We start from the raw sequence: 21,633 nt of genomic DNA, 5'->3' as shown, positions 1-21,633 counted from the left end.
CCATACCTGAACCTTTACGTGAACGTTTCTGTAATAGTATGAACAATCGCTTGAAACAATCGACTTTAGCCACCGCAACTATGGGTGTGTTCAAGTGACACCGGCGGGATAAACTGCCGAGCGCCGTCGTAACCTCGAGGGCACTTCGTCAACCACTGGAGACACGGTGAGCACAACCGATGCGGCCCCCGAGCACGCGGCCGACACCCACGATCTAATCCGAGTGCGAGGCGCCCGCGAGAACAACCTCCGGGACGTAAGTGTGGACATCCCCAAGCGCCGACTCACCGTTTTCACGGGCGTCTCCGGCTCGGGTAAGAGCTCCTTGGTGTTCGGCACCGTGGCCGCGGAGTCGCAGCGGCTGATCAATGAAACCTACAGTGCCTTCCTGCAGGGCATGATGCCCACGGTCGGTCGACCCGAGGTCGACATGCTGGAGGGCATCACCACCGCCATCATGGTGGATCAGGAACCCATGGGCGCGAATCCGCGCTCCACGGTGGGCACCGCCACAGACGTCAACGCGATGCTGCGTATCGTGTTCTCTCGCTTGGCGGAACCGCATATCGGCGGGCCCAAGGCCTTTGCCTTCAACATTCCCTCGGTCAGCGGCGCCGGAGCGGTCACGGTGGAACGCGGCAACCAGAAGAAGGAAAAGAAGACCTTCTCCATCACCGGCGGCATGTGCCCTCGCTGTGAAGGCATGGGTAAGGTTTCCGATCTCGACTTACGCGAACTCTACGACGAGAACCTGTCCATCAAGGACGGCGCCATCACCGTTCCCGGCTATAACAAGGGTGGCTGGAACGTCCGCCTGTACGGCGGACTCGAGTTCTTCCCCGGGGACAAACCCATCCAGGAATTCACGGACAAGCAGCTCCACGACTTCCTCCACATGGAGCCCGTGAAGGTCAAGGTCGAGGGCATCAACATGACCTTCGAAGGCCTGATCCCGAGGATCCAGAAGTCCATGTTGAACAAGGACCGCGAGGCCATGCAGTCCCACGTGCGCGAGTTCGTGGACCGCGCCGTCACGTTCAAGGCGTGCCCGGAATGTGAGGGCACGCGGTTGGCGGCGGGCGCGCGCAACGCGAAGATCGACGGCGTGAGCATCGCCGATGCGTGCGCCATGCAGATCACGGATCTCGCCCAGTGGGTCCGCGGCCTGGATTACCCGTCCATGAAGCCCCTGCTCGATGGACTGACCGCCACGCTGGATTCGTTCGTGCGGATCGGGCTGGGCTACCTGTCACTGGATCGCCCCACCAGCACGCTGTCCGGCGGTGAGTCTCAGCGCGCCAAGATGATCCGACACCTGGGCTCGCCGCTGACCGATGTCACCTACGTGTTCGATGAACCGACCATCGGCCTGCATCCCCATGACATCCGACAGATGAACGAGCTGCTGTTGGAGCTGCGGGACAAGGGCAACACCGTGCTCGTCGTGGAGCACAAGCCCGAAACCATTGCGATCGCCGACCACGTGGTGGATCTCGGACCCGGCGCCGGCACGGACGGCGGCACCATTTGCTTCGAGGGCCCCGTGCACGAGCTGCGGGGGAGTGACACCAATACCGGCCGCCACTTGGACGATCAGATCGCGCTCAAGGAATCGTTCCGCAAACCCACGGGCCAGCTCGAGATCCGCGGAGCCACCTCGCACAATCTGGACAACGTGGACGTGGACATTCCGCTGGGCGTGCTCACCGTGATCACGGGCGTGGCCGGTTCGGGCAAGAGTTCACTGGTGCACGGATCGCTCCCGGACAACCAGGACATCGTGTCCATCGATCAGAGTGCGATCCGCGGGTCCCGCCGCAGTAATCCCGCGACCTACACGGGCCTGTTGGATTCCATTCGCAAGACGTTCGCCAAGGTCAACGGTGAGAAGCCCGCGCTGTTCAGTCCCAATTCCGAAGGCGCATGCCCCACGTGTAAGGGTGCCGGTGTGATCTACACGGATCTGGGCATGATGGAGGGTGTCACCGCCACGTGTGATGACTGCGAGGGCAAACGGTTCCAGCCGGCGGTTCTCGAGTTCGAGGTGGACGGCAAAAACATCAGCGACGTGTTCTCGATGTCCGTCTCGGATGCGCTCGAATACTTTGCCGACGGCGACGCTCGTACGCCAGCCGCCCTCAAGATTCTTGAGCGTCTCTCGGACGTCGGCTTGGGCTATGTGAAGGTGGGTCAGCCGCTCACCACGCTGTCCGGCGGTGAACGCCAGCGCCTCAAGTTGGCTACGCGCATGGGGGAGAAGGGTGGCGTCTACATCCTGGACGAGCCCACCACGGGCCTCCACCTCGCCGACGTCGAGCGTCTCCTGGGCATGCTGGACCGCCTGGTCGACTCGGGCAAGTCGGTGATCGTGGTCGAGCATCACCAGGCCGTCATGGCGCACGCGGATTGGATCATCGATTTGGGTCCCGGTGCAGGTCACGACGGCGGGCGGATCGTTTTCGAGGGCACACCCGCAGATCTCGTGGCCGAGAAATCGACCCTCACGGGCCAGCACCTCGCGGAGTACGTGGGCGCCTGACCAAGTCTCCGGGAACGACGACGTTTGCCCTAGTCAGGCGGCCTATTTGCGGTCTGACTAGGGCAAACGTTATTTATGGAGAGTTGCCGGGGGACTAGCCCGCCTGGAGCGGCCGCAGTTCAACCTTCTGACCGCAGGCCGCCGATGCCCGGGTTGCCAGATCGATGGCCACTGTTTCGTCAAGCGCCTCGACAATCCAGAAACCACCGATCGACGCTGACGACACGGAAAACGGCCCGGGGGTCACGGACGGTGTCGTGCCGGTGGCATCCACGGTGTGGCTGGATTCCGGAGGCATCAAGCCACAGGCGTAAACGAATTGTCCTGCTGCCTGAAGTCCGGCGTTGAATTCCGCGACGGCCGCGAAAGCCGCCTGTAGGGCGGCGTCGTCCTGATAAGCGGTGCCGGCGTTCTGAACGCCAGGCTCGTGGAAAACGGAAATCATGTACTGGGCCACGGGTGAACCTTTCGCAGGTCTGTCACTCGCACAGTGAAGACGACTGCGAGTGCTTCCATCAGCGATTCAACCACCGTGAGGGCCGCACGTATATAGAGGCGTGGAACCCCGAATCCGCCCAGTTTGCCCGTTGGCCGATAATGTACATTATGTAAAGTAGGTCGTTCGAACGCGAGGATGCCTCTGGGCTGGCGCTCCCCTCGATCGCCGGACCGGGCTCCCGTCACGTGAGTGCTGTCAGTCCGATCAGCGATGCCTCAGCTGCCCGTTGTTGGTTCGGAACTTGGCGACGAAAAGAGCAGCCTCGCGATATCGCGTGCTGCGGCCTCGGGGTCTTCACCCAGCCACGGCGGCAAGGCGTTGTTCAGCCACAGCGTGGCGAATCCGTGCACGAGTGACCATGCAGCAACCCCTCCGACGTGGACATCGCGATCACCTCTTTGCTCGGAGGGCATGTTTTCGACGCCGCCATACAGCGCGTTGGTTGCACGCTGCCGGGCCGCCACTACCCCGGTGTCGCCTGCCCGATAGAGATCTGGGCGGAACATCACCTCGAAGTGAGCTCGATGGTCGACCGCAAAGCGCACATAAGCCACGCCCACTTCGAGGAAATCGCCGCTGCGCTGTTGTTCCGCGTCGAGCGCCTCGGCAAGAAGTTCGAATCCCTGCGTGGCCAGGGCAGTCAACAGCCCGGCCTTGTCGCCGAAATGATGTGCCGGCGCCGCATGGGATACGCCAGCGCGCCTTGCCAGATCGCGCATGCTAAGTCGCTCGGGACCAGATTCGGTAATCACGGCCACCGCGGCACTCAGTATCGCCCGTGCGAGATCGCCGTGATGGTACGGCTTTGTCGTCTTCACTCTTTGAGACTATCCACCTATCTAGTCATTGACAAGACTGGATCGCGAGCGCATCCTGACAGTGTCTAGATTGACACTTGGGAAGGAAGACGTTATGGAACCCCTGATTGTTCTTGTAGTGGTCACACTCGCAGTGCGAGCGGCCGGCATGGCACGGTTCAGCCGTTTGAGACCGTGGCGAATCGCCTTGCGCGGCGGTCTGGCGGCGATGTTCTTCATGACCGGCGTAGTCCACTTCGTTGGAATGCGTGCGGAAATGATCGAAATGGTCCCGCCTGCCCTCCCAGCGCCCGAGCTACTCGTGACGGTGACCGGCGTACTGGAACTGCTCGGCACCCTCGGCCTGCTATGGTCCCGAACTGCACCGTGGGCCGCCGGAGGGCTAGCGCTCATGCTGGTCGCCATGTTCCCGGCGAACGTTTACGCCGCAGTTTCCGGCCTCACGAGCGGCCCCATGGAAGCGCTGCTCCCCCGGACCCTGATTCAGATCGTTTTCCTGGCGGCCACCTTGGCTGTAGCGGTCCCACATTTTCGTGATCGACGGCGAATCGGCCGGGATGCCGGGCGACGGTCATCTGAAGAGGTCATCGTGAACTCTTAGCGAGGATGCTCAATCTGTGCCTCGATGCACGAGTCTGTCTCCGGACCCTACCCAAGTTTCCTCAGCACGCTTAGAGTGAGTTCACGGCCGATCAAGTGACCCAAGGCACCGTGCGCTTCCAGCGTCCCGGCCACGCGGTGTCGAGAATGGAACGCCCAGGAGGCACCCCGTGATCAAAGCATTGCAGCAGCTCACCGACCGGATCGAACAGACGAACTCGCTGGACTCCGTCATCGCCTTCGCCAAGGAAAATGCCGGCCCCATCATGAAACAACCGATGGTGAGCAAGGTACTGAGCGGGGATTTCCTGGGCCATCCGCTGCATCCCATGCTGACCGATATCCCCATCGGCGCGTGGAGCATGTCGGCACTCTTAGATGTCTTGGGTGGCGAGGAGCTAGAGGATGCATCAGCCATCCTGGTGGGCGTTGGCGTGCTCAGTGCAATCCCCACGGCGGCCACTGGTCTGCACGATTGGCAGACCACTAAGGGTGCGACCAGTCGCGTGGGATTCGTCCACGCGGCGACCATGGACGTGACCGTCTTGCTGTACTCCGGGTCGCTTCTTGCACGGGTGACCGGACACCACACTCCCGGCAAGCTGCTGGGCTTGGCCGGACTGGGTGTCATGACAGTGGGTGGCTTCCTGGGTGGACACCTCACATACTCCATGGGGGTCAACGTGGAGCAGGAGGGACCCACGCTGCGGGCAGTGAAGTAACCGTCCAAAGAGGCGAACAACCGCCTCCGGAGACCCAAGAAACTCACTCCATGACCGGTCATATTTCGGGCAATTTGGCGCGCGCCACACTCCCGCGTTACTTTTGAGCGACCATCCCGAGCGGCCGAGAGACCTGGATCTGTGACGCCGCAGCAACCGGCTTCGTGCAAGGTGCTACCGCCAGGACCGATGGAGTGATTACACCATGTCTCTTGATGCCAGCACGTCCGTTCGCGCTGAAGAAGCCGCAACCGACACCGGATCCGCCTCGCCGAGAAAACACCAGCGGAGCTCCGAGGCCCTCTCAGTTCGCTTCGACAATGTCTGCCGCGCGTTCCCCGGTAAGGATCGCAACGAACCTCACGTAGTCCTCAAGGACATCACCCTGAACGTTGTCCCCGGTGAAGTTCTGGCAATTCTCGGCCCCAGTGGCTCCGGCAAGTCCACGCTGCTGCGCGCGGCGTCGGGCCTGGATGCACCCACCCAGGGAACCGTGTTGATTGACGGCACTCCCGTGGATGGCATCGACGCCCGTTGCGCCGTTGCTTTCCAGGAACCTCGGCTCCTCCCCTGGCAGAACATCCACAAGAACGTGGAACTGGGACTGCCGCAAGGAACCCCCAAGGCCGAGGGCCAGGAGCGCGTCGAGAGACTGCTGGAATTGGTGGAGCTCGCTGACTTCGCTCATTTGCGCCCGCGTGAGGTTTCCGGCGGCATGGCGCAGCGCACCTCCCTTGCTCGGGCGTTGGCCCGGCGCCCAGGTGTGTTGCTCCTCGATGAGCCCTTCGGCGCACTCGATGCCCTGACCCGCTTGAAGATGCAGGACCTTCTGCTGCAGGTCCATGAAGCACATCCCACCACGGTGTTGCTGGTGACTCACGACGTGGACGAGGCCCTTCAGCTGGCTGATCGCATCGTGGTGCTGGGTCGCAAACCTCGCGAGACAGCGGCGTCGATCGCGCATGTCTTCACGGTGCCCGGCGACCGCCCGCGTAACCGCAGCGACGAACAACTTGGCCGAATGCGTCTGACGCTGCTCTCCGGCCTGGGCGTCGACACCCACCGCCACTAACGGCATCACTCAGCCCATTCCGGGCTATGGAACACCCATATTTCGGGCCACGAGTCTCTCATCCGGCCTACTCGCACTGCACACGATCCCCTGGAGGTCCCACCATGAATCCGTCCAAAAACACGCCGTCTCGCCGCTCTGTCCTGAGAGCTGGTGCCCTGGGCCTGGGGGCCGTAACGCTCTCCGGCTTCCTGAGCGCCTGCGCCGGTGAAGGCTCCGGCGGAGAGAACGTTCCGAGTCAAGGCAGCGGCGATGGCGAGGCATTCACCCTCAACATCGACTTCGCGACTTACAACCCGTTGAGCTTGGTCATCAAGGAAAAGGGTTGGCTCGAGGAGACCCTGAAGGACCAGAACGTCACCGTGAACTGGGTTCAGTCGGCCGGCTCCAACAAGGCCAACGAGAACTTGCGCGCGGAAGCCATCCATGTGGGATCCACCGCCGGATCCGCAGCCCTTCTGGCACGCTCCAACAATTCTCCCATCAAGGTGGTCTCGCTCTACAGCCGCCCCGAGTGGGCCGCGCTCGTGGTTCCGGCGGATTCCGACATCACCGAGGTGGCCGATCTCAAGGGCAAGTCCGTGGCGGCGACTAAGGGCACCGACCCCTACTTCTTCTTGCTCCAGGCCCTGCAGCAAGCCGACGTCGACCCCAGCGAGGTCACCGTTCAGAACCTGCAGCACGCGGACGGCCGCTCCGCCATGGAGAACGGGTCTGTGGACGCGTGGAGTGGGCTGGATCCCATCATGGCCGGTGCTGAGGAAAAGGGCGCCAAGCTCTTCTACCGCAATCTCGAGTTCAACACCTTCGGCTTCCTCAACGCCACTGAGTCCTTTCTGGAAGAGCAACCGGAGATCGCTCAGACCGTGGTCGATGCCTACGAGCACGCTCGCGAATGGGCTGCGGACAACGTTGACGAAACCGTCAAGATCTTGGCCGAGGTCGCTGGTCTGGACGAGTCGGTCGCGCGCAAGGTCATCGCGGAACGCTCCAACCTGGACGTCGATCCGGTTCCCGGCGACGCCCAGCTCGAAGTCCTGCGCCGCGTAGGCCCGTACCTGGTGGAGTCCGGTGACGTCTCCAGTCAGTCCCAGGTGGACGACGCCCTCGACACCATCATCGACGCCTCCTTCATCGAGAAGGCCGACCCCTCGACCATCAAGGCTGACGCATGAGCACCTCGGTAGAAACTCCCTCGCCCAAGAATTCGAACGCGACCGATACAGCGAACGACGACGCCGCCCTGCAGCCTCGCGTCGCCGGTCCCCTACGCCGCGGCGTAGGGGCCAAACGCGCCGTCCTCGGTGCCATCGTCCCGTTAGTTCTGCTCCTGCTGTGGTGGTTGTCCACCAGCGTCTTGGGGATCTTCTCCCCCGTTCAGCTACCGTCTCCGGGCTCGGTGGTCGAGGCTGGGATCGATCTGGCTCAGCGCGGAGAACTGTGGACTCACGTGGGCATCTCGGTGCAGCGCGTTCTGCTGGGCTTTGCAATCGGCGCCGTATTGGGTCTGACCTTCGGCTCCCTGGTGGGCCTGTCCAAGTGGGCGGATGCTCTCCTCACCCCCACCATCGGTGCCTTCCGCGCGGTCCCCAGCCTGGCGTGGGTTCCGCTGCTGATCCTGTGGATGAAGATCGGCGAGGACTCCAAGGTCACCCTGATCGCCATTGGCGCGTTCTTCCCCATCTTCACCACCGTCTACATGGCGCTCCGTCACGTGGACAAAAACTTGGTGGAAGCCGGCCGTGCGTTCGGGCTCTCCGGGCTCAAGCTGCTGACCACCATTCAGTTGCCCGCGGTCGTTCCGTCCGTGTTCTCCGGTCTCCGACTGGCGCTCGCGCAGGCCTGGCTATTCCTGGTCGCCGCCGAACTCATCGCCAGCTCCATGGGCCTGGGCTTCCTACTGACCGATTCGCAGAACAACGGTCGAACGGACCGGCTGCTTTTGGCGATCATCTTGTTGGCCGTGATCGGCAAGATCACGGACGCGATCCTCGGCGTGGTCGAGCGGAAAGCCGTGAGCCGCTGGGCCTGATTCGCACTGCTTCTTAACCGCCGACGCCGGGTGGTCACCTCTGTGAGGTGACCACCCGGCGTCGTTATGTCTAGGCCTGGGGCCGGCGCTTAGCGGCCGAGCACGCTCATGGCTTCGTCGGCGCGGGAAGCCTGGACCTGGACCAGGTAGGTCTCGGCGGCCATGGTCTTGAGGGACTTGAAGTCACGCTTGCCGCCGGTGGCCAGGTGGGCGACGAAACCGAAGATCGCACCCCAGATTGCGCCGATGACCACGGACCACAGCATGATCGAGAGCAGGCCGAAGCCGGGTGCGAAGAGGCCGAAGAGGATACCGATGAACAGGCCGAACCATGCACCGGAACCGAGTCCCGCCAAGGCTGCGCGGCCCTTGGTCATGCGGCCGGTGACGAACTCCTCGGAGCGCAAGCCTTCACCCACGATCTTGATGGTGGAGACGTCGAATTCCTTATCGGAGAGCTGATCGACGACGGCCTGTGCCTCCGCATAGTCCGGGAACCGGGCGATGGTCTCGTACTTCACGTCGGTGCTGATCTGAGGGGCCTGGATGGGCTCGGACATGCTTCCTCCTGCATTTGTTGGATGCTTCAAACTGTTATAGTTTGACTCTACCAACCACTTTTTGCGGTAACAAGCAGGGTGATGACATGAGCGGTGAGACAACGGACACAGTGACGGTAATGGCCCGGACCATGTCGGCCCTGGGGCGACTCACCACGCGGTCCAGGATGCGGCGGGAGCTCGGCGGTCAGAGCGCCAAACTCTCCCCCACCGACATGTGGCTGGTTGACCGAGTCAGTGAGTTCGGTCCGGCGCGCATGTCCGAGCTGGCTACATGGCAATCCGTGGATCGCTCGACCATGACCACGCAGGTCGGCAAGCTCGAGAAACTGGGCCTGGTGCAGCGTGCACCGGACCCGCAGGACCGCCGCGCCATTGTGGTGTCGGTGACCGAGGCGGGGCGCCAGTTGCACGAAGAAAGCCGCGCAGCTGCCTGCGCGGCTTTCGACAGTATGTTGACCGACTGGAGTGATGCGGAGCGTTGTCAGCTGACCGAGTCACTCACCCACCTGGTGGACAGTCTGGAGAAGCATCTCTCCACCAAGTCCGAGGATCACAGCACGGAGCGGTAGACCTCCAGGGTCCGCTCCGCAATGGTCTCCCAGGCGAAGTGTTCCTGGGCGCGCTTGCGTCCGGCGATGCCCATCTGGCGAGCGCGTTCGGGGTCGCTGACCACGTCGATCAGTGCAGCGGCGAAATCGCCCACGAACTTCTGCGGATCCAGCGGGGTTCCGGTGCCGTCGGTGACCTGTTCGATGGGAACCAGTCGCCCGGTCTCACCGTCCACGACCACCTCGGGGATGCCGCCTGTTGCAGACGCCACCACGGCGGAGCCGCAGGCCATGGCCTCAAGGTTCACGATGCCCAGGGGTTCGTACACGGAGGGGCACGCAAACGCGGTGGCGTGGGACAGGATCTGAATGACCTCGCGGCGGGGCAACATCTTCTCGATGAGGACCACGCCAGTGCGCTTGGCCTTGAGCTCGTCGATCAGCCCATTGACCTCGGCAGCGAGCGCCGGGGTGTCGGCCGCACCGGCGCACAGCACCAGCTGCACCTCGGGCGGCAATTGCAGGGCTGCGCGCAAGAGGTAGGGCACACCCTTTTGGCGGGTCACGCGGCCAACGAACACCACGGAGGGGCGCTCGGGATCGATCCCGTACTCCTCCAGAACGTCGGTGTTCGGGTCGTGATCCCACTGGGAGACATCGATGCCGTTGTGCACGGTGCGCACACGGGCCGGGTCAACGTTGGGGTAGGAACGCAGGATGTCATCGCGCATTCCGTCGGAGACGGCGATGATCGCGGCGGCCGCTTCGTACGCGGTCTTCTCGGTGAAGGAGGACACGCGGTAGCCGCCACCGAGCTGTTCGGCCTTCCACGGGCGCAAGGGCTCCAAAGAGTGGGCGGAGAGCACGTGGGGAATGTCGTACATCAGGGAGGACAGGTGCCCGCCCATGTTGGCGTACCAGGTGTGGGAATGTACGACGTCAGCGCCGGACACATCACCCACCATCCCGAGATCCACGCCCAGCGTCTGGATCGCGGCGTTCGCCGAGGACAACTCTTCCGGCACCGGATAGGCCTTGACGGTTGCTCCGTGGAAGTCGGGTTCACGCGGGGCGCCGAAGCACCGCACGTTCAGGTCCACCAGTGGCGCGAGGACCCGGGAGAGCTCGGCCACGTGCACCCCCGCTCCCCCGTAGATCTCGGGCGGGAACTCTTTGCTCAAAATGTCTACTCGCACACTGCGAGCCTAGACCACGAGTCCCGGCCAACCACAGGGTTACGGCGAGCGCCACGCAAAGGTGACGGGCGGCGGCGTCGTACTCAAGCCGTACTCGTAAGGAAACTTATGCAATGTTTGCGGCGACACGATGGCGCGTGCCACAAATTGGGACACAATAGCGATGAAGGCCAGTCGCTGGAGATTGTGCATTTCGGCCCTCCGGCTATGACTCGAACGGGAAGTGAGAGCTACATATGTCACGCAAGAAGAAGGTTTTGGCCATTGTCTTGGCCGGCGGTGAGGGCAAACGTCTGATGCCGCTCACGGAGGACCGGGCCAAGCCCGCGGTTCCCTTCGGTGGCGGTTACCGTTTGATCGACTTCGCGCTGTCCAACCTGGTCAATTCGGGGTACCTGCAGATCGTGGTGCTCACCCAGTACAAGTCCCATTCCCTGGACCGTCACCTCTCGGAGACGTGGCGCCTGTCCACGCAGTTGGGCAACTATGTGGCCTCGGTGCCCGCGCAGCAACGCCGCGGCAAGGACTGGTTCCTGGGCTCGGCCAACGCGATCTACCAGTCCATGAACCTCATTGATGACGCCGATCCGGACATTGTGGTCGTGGTCGGTGCGGACCACGTGTACCGCATGGATTTCGCGGACATGGTCGACTTCCACATCAACTCCGGCGCCAAGGCCACGGTGGCCGGTGTGCGTCAGACCATGGACATGGTGACCTCGTTCGGCGTGATCGAGACGGACCCCAATGATGTCTCCAAGATCAGCCGGTTCGTGGAGAAGCCCCAGTCCACCGCCCCGCTGCCCGATGACCCCAATGCGTTCCTGGCATCGATGGGCAACTACGTGTTCGACCGCGACGCCCTGGTGGAAGCGCTGCGTTACGACGAGCAGCAAGAGGGCACCAAGCACGACATGGGCGGTGACATCATGCCGTACTTCTCCGATCGTGGAGAGGCAGCGGTCTACGACTTCACCAACAACAACGTACCCGGTTCCACCGACCGCGACCGTCAGTACTGGCGCGACGTGGGCACGTTGGACTCCTACTACGACTCCCACATGGACCTGATCCGTCCGCTGCCGGTGTTCAACCTGTACAACTACTCGTGGCCGCTGTACACCCACCAGATCATGGCTCCGCCGGCCAAGACCGTGCGCGGACCCAATGGCCAGCCGGGTGTGGCGCTGGATTCGATCGTCTCCCCGGGTGTGCTGATCACCGGTGGTCGCGTGGAGTCCTCGGTGCTCGCCTCCAAGGTGGTGGTGGAACACGACGCCCGGGTCTCCGAATCCGTGATCATGCAGAACGTCCGCGTGGGTGCCGGTGCACAGGTGCACCGGGCGATCATCGACAAGAACATGGTGATCCCCCCGGGAGCCACCATTGGTATCAACAAGGAAGAGGACCTGGCCCGCGGCTTCACGGTCACCGATTCCGGCCTGACGGTCGCGCCCAAGAACTTCAAGTTCGAACGCTGACACCACGCAACACATGAGCGAGTGCCCGGGTCGGAAACGGCCCGGGCATTTCGTTGTCCCCGGCGTGACCAGCACCCCATTAACACCCCCATTAGCTCCCCGACCAGCATCCCGACCAGCACCCTTACCACCCACCTACTGGCCCCCGCCCAGGTTGTGCTGCCTAGAATGATGCATATGGTGCAAAGTTCCCTGACCCGAGCCGAAGCAACGACCCGTGCGGAACAGATCAGGGTGGCCTCCTATGACGTCACGGTGGATCTGTCCGGCGCGCTGGACCCGGCGCAGACCACGTTCGGTTCCCAGGTGACCGTTCGCTTCACGGCGGAGGATGGCGCGGAGACGTTCATCGACTTCATCCACGATTCCATCTCCCTGGTCGAGCTCAACGGCGACGAACTGGACGTCGACGACGTCGTGGAAGGCTCCCGGATCCGGCTGCCCGAACTCGAGGGCGCCAACGAACTCACCGTGGTCGGCCGCGCCCTCTACTCCCGTTCCGGTGAGGGCCTGCACCGGTACGTGGATCCGCAGGACGGCAGCGTCTACACCTACACCCAGTACGAACCCGCCGATTGCCGCCGCGTGTTCCCGGTGTTCGAGCAGCCGGACCTCAAGGCGTCCTTCACCTTCACGGTAATCACTCCCCCGGAGTGGATCGCAGGCTCCAACGGCGAACACATCTCGTCCGAACTGGCCGGTGCCAGTGACGTGCCCGGCGCGATCGCCCACGAATTCGCGCCCACCGAGCGCATCTCCACCTACATCACCACCATCCTGGCCGGGCCCTACACCAAGGTCTGCGACGAGTGGCAGGGCGTGGACGTCCAGGGCGAGACCCAGACCGTCCCCCTGGCGCTCTACTGCCGGCGAGCGCTCGCCGAGCACCTGGATTCCGACGAGCTCTTCGCCGTGACCAAGCAGGGCCTGGATTTCTTCACGGATTTGTTCGCCTTCGACTACCCGTTCGGCAAGTACGAGCAGGCCTTCGTGCCGGAGTACAACCTGGGAGCCATGGAGAACCCCGGACTGGTCACGCTCACCGAGGACTACCTGTTCCCATCCGGGGCCACGCGCACGCAGTTGGCCGGCCGCGCGAACACCATGCTCCACGAGATGTGCCACATGTGGTTCGGTGACCTGGTCACCATGAAGTGGTGGGACGCCCTGTGGCTCAAGGAGTCCTTCGCCGAGTTCATGGGCGCGTATGCGTCCGTGCGGGCCACCGAGTACGACGACGCCTGGGTCGCCTTCGCCCTCGGCCGCAAGGAATGGGCCTATCGTCAGGATCAGCTGCCCACCACGCACCCGATCGTCGCGGACATCGTGGACCTGGAGGCCGCCCGCCAGAACTTTGACGGCATCACCTACGCCAAGGGCGCCTCCGTCCTGAAACAGCTCGTGGCCTTCGTGGGCGAGGACGCGTTCATCGATGCATGCCGCGCCTACTTCCGCCGCTACGCGTACGGCAACACCGACCTCAACGACTTCCTCACGGTCCTGGACGAGGCCTGCGAGGCCGACGTCCGCTCATGGGCCGACTCCTGGCTACTCACCACGGGCGTACCCCGCCTGGAAGCCAGCGTCGAACGCGATGGCGGCGGCGCCATCACGGCCGCCACGCTGATCCAGACCTCGGACGCACCCCGCCCGCACGTGGTCACCGTGGCAACCTACGCCCCCGACGACGCCGCGCACCTGGCCCTCCAACGCAGCACTGAGGTGCGCGTGGACCCGGAACAGTCGGCCACCGATCTGCCCGAGCTCCTGGGCGATACTTCCCCCGTAGTCCTGGTCAATGACCGCGATCTCACCTACTGCCTGGCCTCCCCCGGTGCGGAGGCTCTCACCGCACTCGCCGACGGCGCTCACCTCCTGAGCGAGCCCCTCACCCGCGCCTTGGCCCACTCCCAGATCTGGGCCGCGGTCCGCGACGGTAGTTTCGACCCTCGCGACTACGTGCGCCTGGTCGCCCGACGGGGCCTCACCGAGCAGCGCAGCAGCATCCTCACGACCATCGTGGACCGTGCCCTCGAAGCGCTCGAGAGTTTCACCCCGCCGCGCTTGCGCACTCCCCTGCGCGGCGAACTCCTCGATGCCCTGCACACCGGCATGTTGAACGCGGAGCACGGAACGGATGCACAACTGATCCTCACTCGCGCCTTCGCCCGCCTGTCCACCAAGGACGGCGCGCACGCCCAGACCATCAAGGAGCTGCTCAGCGGCAGCAAGAAACTGCCCGGCCTGGACCTGGGCTCCCAGCTCACCTGGGCACTGTGGACCGCCCAGGCCGCCACGGCCCACGCCACGCACCCGCAGCTCGACAAGGCTCTCAAGGCCGACCCGTCCCGCGAGGGACGCCTGGGCTACGTGCGCGCCGTCGCCGCGATGCCCGCGGAGGAAGCCAAGGCGCAGGCGTGGAAGGCCACCACCCTGGGGCGGCTGTCCAATGACGAACTCTCGGCCACGATCTCCGGCTTCCAGCTGGGCGACCCCGCGCAGCTGAAGAACTACCAGGACTCCTACTTCGCCTGCATCTCCCACTGGTGGGACGAGCACTCCATGGAGATCGCCACCCGGATGATCCGTGGACTGTACCCGCGCGCGGTGGATGCGGAAGCGGCGTCGTCGGCGGAGGAGAATCCCGTGGCCCTGGCCACGCAGGACTGGCTGAACGTCAACGGGCAAGCGCCCGGGGCGCTGCGACGTATCATGACGGAACTACTGGATGACGCGCGCCGGGCCCTGAAACTGCAGGCCGGAGTGCTGGCTCGCCAGAACCGGTAGGTAGCCAACGATCGCAAGTGTTGCCGATGGATCGAGAGTATTTCGTGAGAAGCTGGGAGCGATAGGCGCTGCCGCTACAGCGAGGGAGACCATGACCGATTACGCGCTCAACGACCGAGGGTCCTTGGACGTTGTCACCGAGAACTTCTACGACACCGAGATCATGCGAGTGTTCGGCGGGCTGTCGGTTGGTCGTTCGCAGACGTGGACGGGACTGGCCGCACTGGTGCCGGAACCGGACCACCCCTTCGATCCGCGCACCATCTCCGTGCGCATCGGTGAGAACAAGGTGGCCCACCTGCCCGCGCAGGACGCTCACCGCTACTGGGATCCCATTGCGCGCGTGGTGGCCTCCGGGTACACCCCCGTGGTGCCCCTGAAACTGGACGCGCGGCTGGAACGCAACGACGGCCTCGCTGAAGTGGACGCGACCGCGATCATCTCGATCGCTCCCCCGGATCTGCTGTTCCCCATCAACCCCGCGCCCATCCAGGCCGCCGTGTTGCCACAGGGGTCCTCGATCAAGGTCCTGGACGAGCAGGATTTCGCCGAGTACCTGCACTCCATCGTGCCCGCCAGCGGTGAGGGGCGCGTGATCGTCACGCTGGAGGCCAACAAGGTCCGCAACTCGCACGGCGTCACCGTGGACACCGTGGACGTGCTCTACGAACGCAAGCAGGTGGGCCGGCTGTCCACGCAGATGTCGCAGCAGTTCATCCCCATCATCAACCACGCGTTCGACCACAACCTGCTCACCGCAGCGTGGGGCACCATTCGCGGTTCCGCCTTCGAGGTGTCCATGACCCTGCAGGCCGCCCGCGCCTCCGAGGTCCCGGACGCCTGGTACGACGAACTGCCCAACGACGTTCCCGAGCTCGTCGAAGAGGCCGAAACCTACGACGTGCCCCCGGCCTACATCCCGGTCGAAACCGACCGCGGCCGCAACTCCAAGAAATGGCGCAAGGGCTACACCGCCGCGCACCCGCAGGGGCCCGCCGACGCAGCCGCTTCGCGCCCTGCCGCGGGCAGCTCGCGTGTCGCGGAGGATCCGCTGGCCATCGGTGATCGGCCCGCCTCCGAGCGGCGCCGCGCACCCAAGGGCGCGAAAGCTGCTGTGCTGGCGCTGGCTTTGCTGACCTTGGTGTTGATTGTGGGCGCCGTGGTGATGATCTCGTTCGAGCCCTTGGCCACCACGCTGTTCGCCATTGTGGCTGTGGCTACCGGTTTCATGGCCTTCTATCTCAATCGAACGTTGTAAGGCAGACTTAGCCCCCTATGATTTCTCGCCGCGAACGCTTCATCCAGATCATTGAGGTCCTTTCCAGGCACGGTTTCGGTTTTGCAGTGGGCGGCATCAAGCCCGAATGGCGCGCCCCGTTGGCCCGCGCCCGGCTGCTCAAGACTCAAACCTTCCATACCCAGCCCGAACACCTGCGCATGGCGTTGGAGGAACTGGGTCCCACGTTCATCAAACTGGGTCAGCTGGTCTCCACACGCCCGGACCTCTTGCCGCCCGGTTACGCGGATGAGTTGCACAAGCTCCAGGACAACACTCCCCCGGTGCCCGTGGATCAGATCGCCGCCCTGATCGAGGCCGAACCGGATTCCCAGGCGGAAGAGATCCTGGCGCACATCGACCCCACCCCCGTGGCCACCGGATCCATCGGGCAGGCGCACATCGCCACCTACAAGGGGCGCGACGTGATCGTGAAGGTCCGCCGCCCCGGCGTGATGGACGAGGTCAACCGAGACCTGGAGATCATGAGCGACCTGGCCAAATTGGCTTCGCGCTATTGGCCGGCCGCTCGCGACTACGACCTGGAAGGCTTGGTCAACGAGTTCAACGACTCCCTGCGCGGTGAACTGGACTACCTGCAGGAAGCCCGCAACGCCCAACGGATGGCCGAGAACTTCACGGGCCACCCCCGCATCCACATCCCGGAGATCTTCTGGGAGGCCACCTCCTCCCGCGTGCTCACCATGGAACGCATGGTGGGTGTGAAGATCAACAACTACCCCGCGCTGGAGGCGGCCGGCGTGGACCGGCACCTTCTCGCCCGCGAAGCCACGGACGCGATCTGCAAGATGGTCTTCGAAGACGGCTTCTTCCACGCGGATCCCCACCCGGGCAACCTGTTCGTGGAAGAGGACGGCCGCATTGCGATCATTGACTTCGGCATGGTGGGAGAGCTCAGCGAGGAATTCCGCGATCACCTGATCACCATGATGCTGGGCGTGGTGCAGAGCAATCCGCGCCGGGCCACCACCGGCCTGCTGGGACTCACCGCCACGGGTGAGCACGACGTCTCCAAGAGAGACCTCGAGCGGGACGTGGCTGTGATGATGCGCCGCTACGCCAACAAGCCGCTCGAAGAAGTGCGCGTGGGCGAGCTCATGGGTGACCTGGTGCACGTGCTGCGCTATCACAAGCTGCAACTGCCCCGGCAGTCAGCGCTGCTGCTGCGCATGTTGGTGACCGCGGAATCCATGGGCACCGGCCTGGACCCGCACTTCGATCTGGTGTCCGTGCTGCAGCCCTATGCCGAGCGATTCATTCTGCACCGGCTCTCGCCGGAGGCCCTGATGGCCAGGCTGCGTACCTCCGTGGAGGACGCCATGCAGATGAGCGTGGACATCCCCGAATACGTGCGCCGGCTCATCGTGGTGCTCGAGCGCGGCGGCTTTGACGTGCACCTGCGCACCGATGAGCTGGAACCGGTTATGAAGAGCGGCGCCAAGATCGGTCACCAGGTGGTGGCCGGCGGCATCATTGCCGCGTCCATCAACGGCACGGCGCACATCGTGGCCTCGGATCCGGAGCGCTGGAAGAAATACCACACGCCCATGATCCTCGGCGGCATGTCCACGGTGGGTGTGCTGGGTGGCTACCTGGCCGTGTCATCCAACGTGGACCGTGCACGGAAAATCGTGCGGACCCTGCGGGGCAGGAGGCCTCGCGGGCTGTCCTGATCGAATCGGCAACGGCGCACGCGCAACTCGCCGCGGTTTAAATCGGTGTTAGCTCTGGTCTATATTCCACCGAATTTCGTCCTCGCTCTGGCACGCCACGGTGGGTTCGAAAGACTGGGGCTTGAGCGGCTCGCCCTGGATGAACTCACGAACGGACCCGTTGGAGACCATGACCTGGTTGAACACACCCAGGGCACCTTGGACCTCCCCGCGAATGGTTACGTAGCCGAACTCCGGATTGGTCAACGGGGCCATGGCCGCTCGCAGCGCGGATTGAACGGCTTGGTCTCCCACCAATTCCATGAGCGGGGCCTGGAACACCATTCGAGGCAGGCCGTCGACCAGCACCTCCACGTCCGGGCCGTACAGGGTCTCCACCCAGCGCAATTCGCAACCGGGGTTCGCGGCGATCAGCATGGCCAGTTCACCCACCGTGGCGTATCCCGCCAATGCCTGGTCCAGCGCCACGTAATTGGCCACATCCCACCCCGAGGGATGCTTACCCCACGTTTTGACCGTTTTGGAATCCCTCATGTCGAATTGGAAGTCGAAGGAGGAAGGCCCCGCCTGCAGGAAGGTCACCCGAATGGAGTCCGGGTCCAAAGTGTCGGCCCCCAGTCGGATGCATTCACGGAACAGATCTTGCATCCCCGTGAAGGAATCACTCATGGTCATATTCGGTATGTCGAGCTGCTGGCCGTGTGCGTTGTAGCACGTCACCAGCGCGGACATGCGGCTGATCGTCTTGGTGGAGCGGTCCCCGGTCTTGAGGGACCAGGTTTTGTCCAGTGCTTTTTTGTCCCGTGTACCGCGTGCGGCGGCCATGGCCACTCCCTGCTCAAGTCTCTGCGAATTAGCGCCAGTCAACCCCCCAACGATGAAGTCCGGGTCGGAACGTGACCCGCACGATTCGTCTGTTGCACCGACGAATTCATCCTAGGTCACACCAGAGGCGATATTCCCTTAAGCCAAGTAATGATTGCGGTGGTGAAAGTTCATTCGGCCATGTCATCCTCCCGGCATCCGCATCTGATCTGTCCTAGACTGACAACGAATCTCGCGTCCCCTACAGCGGTGCTGCTGTGGCCCACCCCCTCGGGCCATTCCCCCGGCGCACCGCCGAGATCGCGTTTGCGCCTGGAAGAGGATTATTCATGCACACGATCATGCCGATCTATGGCACTCGTCCGGAGGCCATCAAGATGGCCCCCATCGTCAAAGCACTTGAAGAAAGCCCCCTGTTCAATTGCGTGGTGACCGTGACCGGCCAGCACCGCGAAATGCTGGACCAAGTGAACGAGATTTTCGAGATCACCCCCGATCACGATCTGAACATCATTCAGCCCCGCCAGACCCTCAATGGCGTGCTCACCCGCACCGTGGACGGCCTGGACAAGATCTTCGCCGAGAACGCTCCGGACGCCGTGGTCGTCCAGGGTGACACCACCACCTCCACCGCCGGTGCCATTGCCGCCTTCTACCGAGGCATTCCCGTGATCCACGCCGAGGCCGGCCTGCGTTCCTTCGACCTCTTTTCCCCCTTCCCGGAGGAAGCCAACCGCAAGCTGACCTCCCAGATCGCCTCCCTGCACCTGGCGCCCACGTCCACGTCCCGGGACAACCTGCTGCGCGAGGCCATCAACCCGGATGACATCGTGGTTTCCGGCAACACCGTGATCGATGCACTGCTGCACACCGTGGAGAAGCAGCTGCCCTTCTCGGACCCGCAGCTCGAGGAGATCGCCCAGTCCGGCAAGCGCGTGCTCTTGGTGACCACTCACCGCCGTGAGAATCAGGGTGAGGCCATGCGCGGCGTCGGACGCGCCCTGGCCCGCATTGCTGCGGCAGAGCCTGACCTGACCATCGTGCTGCCCGTCCACCGCAACCCGGCCGTGCGCGAGGCCGTGCTGCCCGCGATCGAGAACCTGTCCAACGTGGTGGTCACCGAACCGCTGGCGTACGGCGAGTTCACCCGCATGCTTTCCGTGGCTCACCTGGTACTCACCGATTCCGGTGGCGTCCAGGAGGAAGCGCCGTCCCTGGGTAAGCCCGTTCTGGTGATGCGTGAGAACACCGAGCGCCCGGAGGCCGTCACGGCCGGCACCGTTAAATTGATCGGCACGGACGAGGAGCGCATTGTCGAAGAGGTCGACAGCCTGCTCAACAACCAGGCGATCTACGAGGCCATGGCCAACGCCGTGAACCCCTACGGAGACGGCAAGGCCGGTGCCCGCACGGTGGCCGCGATCGCCCAGATGTTCGGCGTGGGCGAGCGCATCCCGGATTTCGATTCACAGGTCTAACTAGTCCATCGGTAACTCTCGGTGAAAGAGGACACGCATGAAGCTGACGGTCATTGGTACGGGGTACTTGGGTGCAACCCACGCTGTCTCCATGGCGGAGTTGGGCCACGAGGTGATCGGCCTGGACGTGGATCAGGCCAAGATCGATGCCCTGGCATCCGGTGAAGTTCCGTTTCACGAGCCCGGTCTCCCGGAGTTGCTGACCAAGCACATCGGTACGGGCAAGCTTCGGTTCACCACGTCCTATGAGGAGGCCGGGCCCTTCGGCGACGTCCACTTCATTGGTGTGGGTACCCCGCAGAAGGCCGAGAGCCACGCGGCGGACATGACCTACGTGGATGCGGCGGTCACCCAGATCGCGCGCGCCGCGGATCATGACTGCATCATCGTGGGCAAGTCCACGGTCCCGGTCGGTTCGGCCGTCCGCCTCCAACAGCTCGCTCGCGAGAATGCCGCCGACGGCGTTCGGGTCACCCTGGTCTGGAACCCCGAGTTCCTGCGCGAGGGACACGCCGTGGATGACACACTGACCCCGGACCGCATGGTTCTCGGTCTGGAAACCGATGCCAACGGGCAGTACACGGAGGAAGCGCTCGCGGCGGAGAAGGTGCTGCGTGAGGTTTACGCCTCACAGCTGGCAGCGGACATTCCGCTGATCATCACGGACTACCAGACCGCTGAGCTGGTCAAGGTGGCTGCGAACAGCTTCCTGGCGACCAAGATCAGCTTCATCAACGCCCTCTCCGAGATCACCGAGACCGTGGGCGGTGACATTCGCACCCTGGCGGACGCGATCGGCCTGGACGAGCGCATCGGGCGTAAGTTCCTCAACGCCGGCGTCGGTTTCGGCGGCGGTTGCCTCCCCAAGGACATTCGTGCTCTGCGCGCCCGCGCTGCCGAGCTCGGAGTGGACCAGTCCGTCCGGTTCCTGGCTGAGGTGGACGACATCAACCTGCGACGCCGCGAGCACACCGTGCAGTTGGCCGTTCAGCAGCTGGGCGGTTCAGTCCACGGTCGTGACATCGCTGTGCTCGGCACCGCGTTCAAACCAGAATCCGACGATGTCCGCGACTCCCCCGCCCTGGACATCGCGGCTCGCCTGCACTCCATGGGTGCAGAGGTGCACGTCTACGACCCCAAGGCCAACGCCAACGCAGCCAAGCGCTACCCTCGCTTGGACTACGTGGACAGCATCGAACAGGCTGTGGCCCGTGCGGAGATTGTGCTGCTACTGACTGAGTGGAAGGAGTTCCGCGAGCTGGCCCCCGAGCAGTTGGAACCCCTTGTTCGAGAGCGGACTATTGTGGACGGACGCAACGTGCTGGATCCGGATCAGTGGATCGGTGCTGGATGGAAGTACATGGCATCTGGACGGTCGATCAAGAAGTAATTGACTCACCGCTGTCGTCCTGGTCCCCCGACCCGGTACCGCGGCCCTCCGATCGGAAGGTAATCCGTGGTTGCACTTCACCCCTACCCCCGGGGGTTCGTCATCTTCCGCAG

Annotated in this window: 18 protein-coding genes; 13 read left to right on the top strand and 5 right to left on the bottom strand. The window is 63.7% G+C overall.

What is annotated here, in order from left to right; genetic code table 11:
* Positions 1 to 166 precede the first annotated feature (166 nt).
* A complete protein-coding gene (locus tag CKW39_RS09695; protein ID WP_095797938.1) occupies positions 167 to 2,539 on the top strand; it encodes an excinuclease ABC subunit UvrA in 2,373 nt (790 codons plus the stop codon).
* Between the two features lie 94 nt (positions 2,540 to 2,633).
* On the opposite strand, the gene CKW39_RS09690 is transcribed toward CKW39_RS09695, so the two are convergent.
* Both CKW39_RS09690 and CKW39_RS09685 read right to left on the bottom strand, forming a co-directional pair.
* Entirely contained in the window at positions 2,634 to 2,996 is a 363-nt protein-coding gene (locus CKW39_RS09690) for a YciI family protein (RefSeq protein WP_095797937.1), read from the bottom strand.
* Positions 2,997 to 3,253: 257 nt separating this feature from the next.
* Entirely contained in the window at positions 3,254 to 3,856 is a 603-nt protein-coding gene (locus CKW39_RS09685; RefSeq protein ID WP_095797936.1) for a TetR/AcrR family transcriptional regulator, read from the bottom strand.
* Positions 3,857 to 3,950: 94 nt separating this feature from the next.
* Here CKW39_RS09685 and CKW39_RS09680 point away from each other — a divergent pair, with 94 nt between their 5' ends.
* The 5 genes from CKW39_RS09680 (at position 3,951) to CKW39_RS09660 (ending at position 8,282) form a co-directional block, all read left to right on the top strand.
* Positions 3,951 to 4,457, top strand: a complete 507-nt coding sequence (locus CKW39_RS09680; RefSeq protein WP_095797935.1) for a DoxX family membrane protein — start codon at positions 3,951 to 3,953, stop codon at positions 4,455 to 4,457.
* 169 nt (positions 4,458 to 4,626) lie between these two features.
* Positions 4,627 to 5,178, top strand: a complete 552-nt coding sequence (locus CKW39_RS09675) for a DUF2231 domain-containing protein (RefSeq protein ID WP_095797934.1) — start codon at positions 4,627 to 4,629, stop codon at positions 5,176 to 5,178.
* A gap of 205 nt (positions 5,179 to 5,383) precedes the next feature.
* Entirely contained in the window at positions 5,384 to 6,250 is an 867-nt protein-coding gene (locus CKW39_RS09670; protein WP_095797933.1) for an ABC transporter ATP-binding protein, read from the top strand.
* A gap of 104 nt (positions 6,251 to 6,354) precedes the next feature.
* The gene (locus CKW39_RS09665; RefSeq protein WP_095797932.1) at positions 6,355 to 7,425 is read left to right on the top strand and encodes an aliphatic sulfonate ABC transporter substrate-binding protein; all 1,071 of its coding nucleotides are present in this window, start codon (positions 6,355 to 6,357) and stop codon (positions 7,423 to 7,425) included.
* Positions 7,422 to 8,282, top strand: a complete 861-nt coding sequence (locus tag CKW39_RS09660; protein ID WP_095797931.1) for an ABC transporter permease — start codon at positions 7,422 to 7,424, stop codon at positions 8,280 to 8,282. The genes CKW39_RS09665 and CKW39_RS09660 overlap by 4 nt, the downstream gene beginning before the upstream one ends.
* Before the next feature lie 89 nt (positions 8,283 to 8,371).
* Here CKW39_RS09660 and CKW39_RS09655 read toward each other — a convergent pair whose 3' ends face one another.
* Entirely contained in the window at positions 8,372 to 8,842 is a 471-nt protein-coding gene (locus CKW39_RS09655; protein WP_095797930.1) for a general stress protein, read from the bottom strand.
* Between the two features lie 86 nt (positions 8,843 to 8,928).
* On the opposite strand from CKW39_RS09655, the gene CKW39_RS09650 reads away from it, so the two are divergent.
* Positions 8,929 to 9,414, top strand: coding sequence for a MarR family winged helix-turn-helix transcriptional regulator (locus tag CKW39_RS09650; RefSeq protein WP_095797929.1), 486 nt, complete (start codon positions 8,929 to 8,931; stop codon positions 9,412 to 9,414).
* Here CKW39_RS09650 and glgA read toward each other — a convergent pair.
* Positions 9,396 to 10,589 (bottom strand): glycogen synthase, encoded by a 1,194-nt coding sequence (gene glgA, locus CKW39_RS09645; RefSeq protein WP_095797928.1) that lies wholly within the window; start codon positions 10,587 to 10,589, stop codon positions 9,396 to 9,398. The two genes, CKW39_RS09650 and glgA, sit on opposite strands and share 19 nt — an antisense overlap.
* 236 nt (positions 10,590 to 10,825) lie before the next feature.
* On the opposite strand from glgA, the gene glgC reads away from it, so the two are divergent.
* The 4 genes from glgC to CKW39_RS09625 all read left to right on the top strand — a co-directional run bounded on the left by glgC (position 10,826) and on the right by CKW39_RS09625 (position 17,827).
* Positions 10,826 to 12,070 carry a glucose-1-phosphate adenylyltransferase gene (gene glgC / locus CKW39_RS09640; RefSeq protein WP_095797927.1) on the top strand — a complete coding sequence of 415 codons (1,245 nt, stop codon included), beginning with the start codon at positions 10,826 to 10,828 and terminating at the stop codon, positions 12,068 to 12,070.
* A 177-nt stretch (positions 12,071 to 12,247) separates the two neighbouring features.
* Positions 12,248 to 14,857 carry an aminopeptidase N gene (gene pepN, locus CKW39_RS09635; protein ID WP_254049357.1) on the top strand — a complete coding sequence of 870 codons (2,610 nt, stop codon included), beginning with the start codon at positions 12,248 to 12,250 and terminating at the stop codon, positions 14,855 to 14,857.
* Positions 14,858 to 14,948: 91 nt separating this feature from the next.
* Positions 14,949 to 16,115: a hypothetical protein gene (locus CKW39_RS09630; RefSeq protein ID WP_095797926.1), complete on the top strand. Its 1,167-nt coding sequence runs from the start codon at positions 14,949 to 14,951 to the stop codon at positions 16,113 to 16,115.
* 17 nt (positions 16,116 to 16,132) lie between these two features.
* Entirely contained in the window at positions 16,133 to 17,827 is a 1,695-nt protein-coding gene (locus CKW39_RS09625; protein ID WP_095797925.1) for an AarF/ABC1/UbiB kinase family protein, read from the top strand.
* Between the two features lie 48 nt (positions 17,828 to 17,875).
* Here the strand turns inward: CKW39_RS09625 and CKW39_RS09620 are convergent, their stop codons facing one another.
* Complete coding sequence (locus tag CKW39_RS09620) at positions 17,876 to 18,652, bottom strand: hypothetical protein (RefSeq protein ID WP_095797924.1); 777 nt, start codon at positions 18,650 to 18,652, stop codon at positions 17,876 to 17,878.
* A gap of 329 nt (positions 18,653 to 18,981) precedes the next feature.
* Here CKW39_RS09620 and wecB point away from each other — a divergent pair, with 329 nt between their 5' ends.
* Both wecB and CKW39_RS09610 read left to right on the top strand, forming a co-directional pair.
* On the top strand, positions 18,982 to 20,130 hold the full coding sequence (gene wecB / locus CKW39_RS09615) for a non-hydrolyzing UDP-N-acetylglucosamine 2-epimerase (RefSeq protein WP_095797923.1): 1,149 nt from the start codon (positions 18,982 to 18,984) through the stop codon (positions 20,128 to 20,130).
* A 37-nt stretch (positions 20,131 to 20,167) separates the two neighbouring features.
* On the top strand, positions 20,168 to 21,520 hold the full coding sequence (locus CKW39_RS09610) for a UDP-glucose/GDP-mannose dehydrogenase family protein (protein ID WP_095797922.1): 1,353 nt from the start codon (positions 20,168 to 20,170) through the stop codon (positions 21,518 to 21,520).
* Positions 21,521 to 21,633: the final 113 nt, after the last annotated feature.

The sequence above is a fragment of the Kocuria sp. WRN011 genome, from assembly GCF_002295155.1.
GTDB lineage: Bacteria > Actinomycetota > Actinomycetes > Actinomycetales > Micrococcaceae > Kocuria > Kocuria carniphila.
The sequence above is the reverse complement of the archived record's forward strand: the minus strand, read 5'-3'. Positions and strand labels throughout refer to the sequence as shown.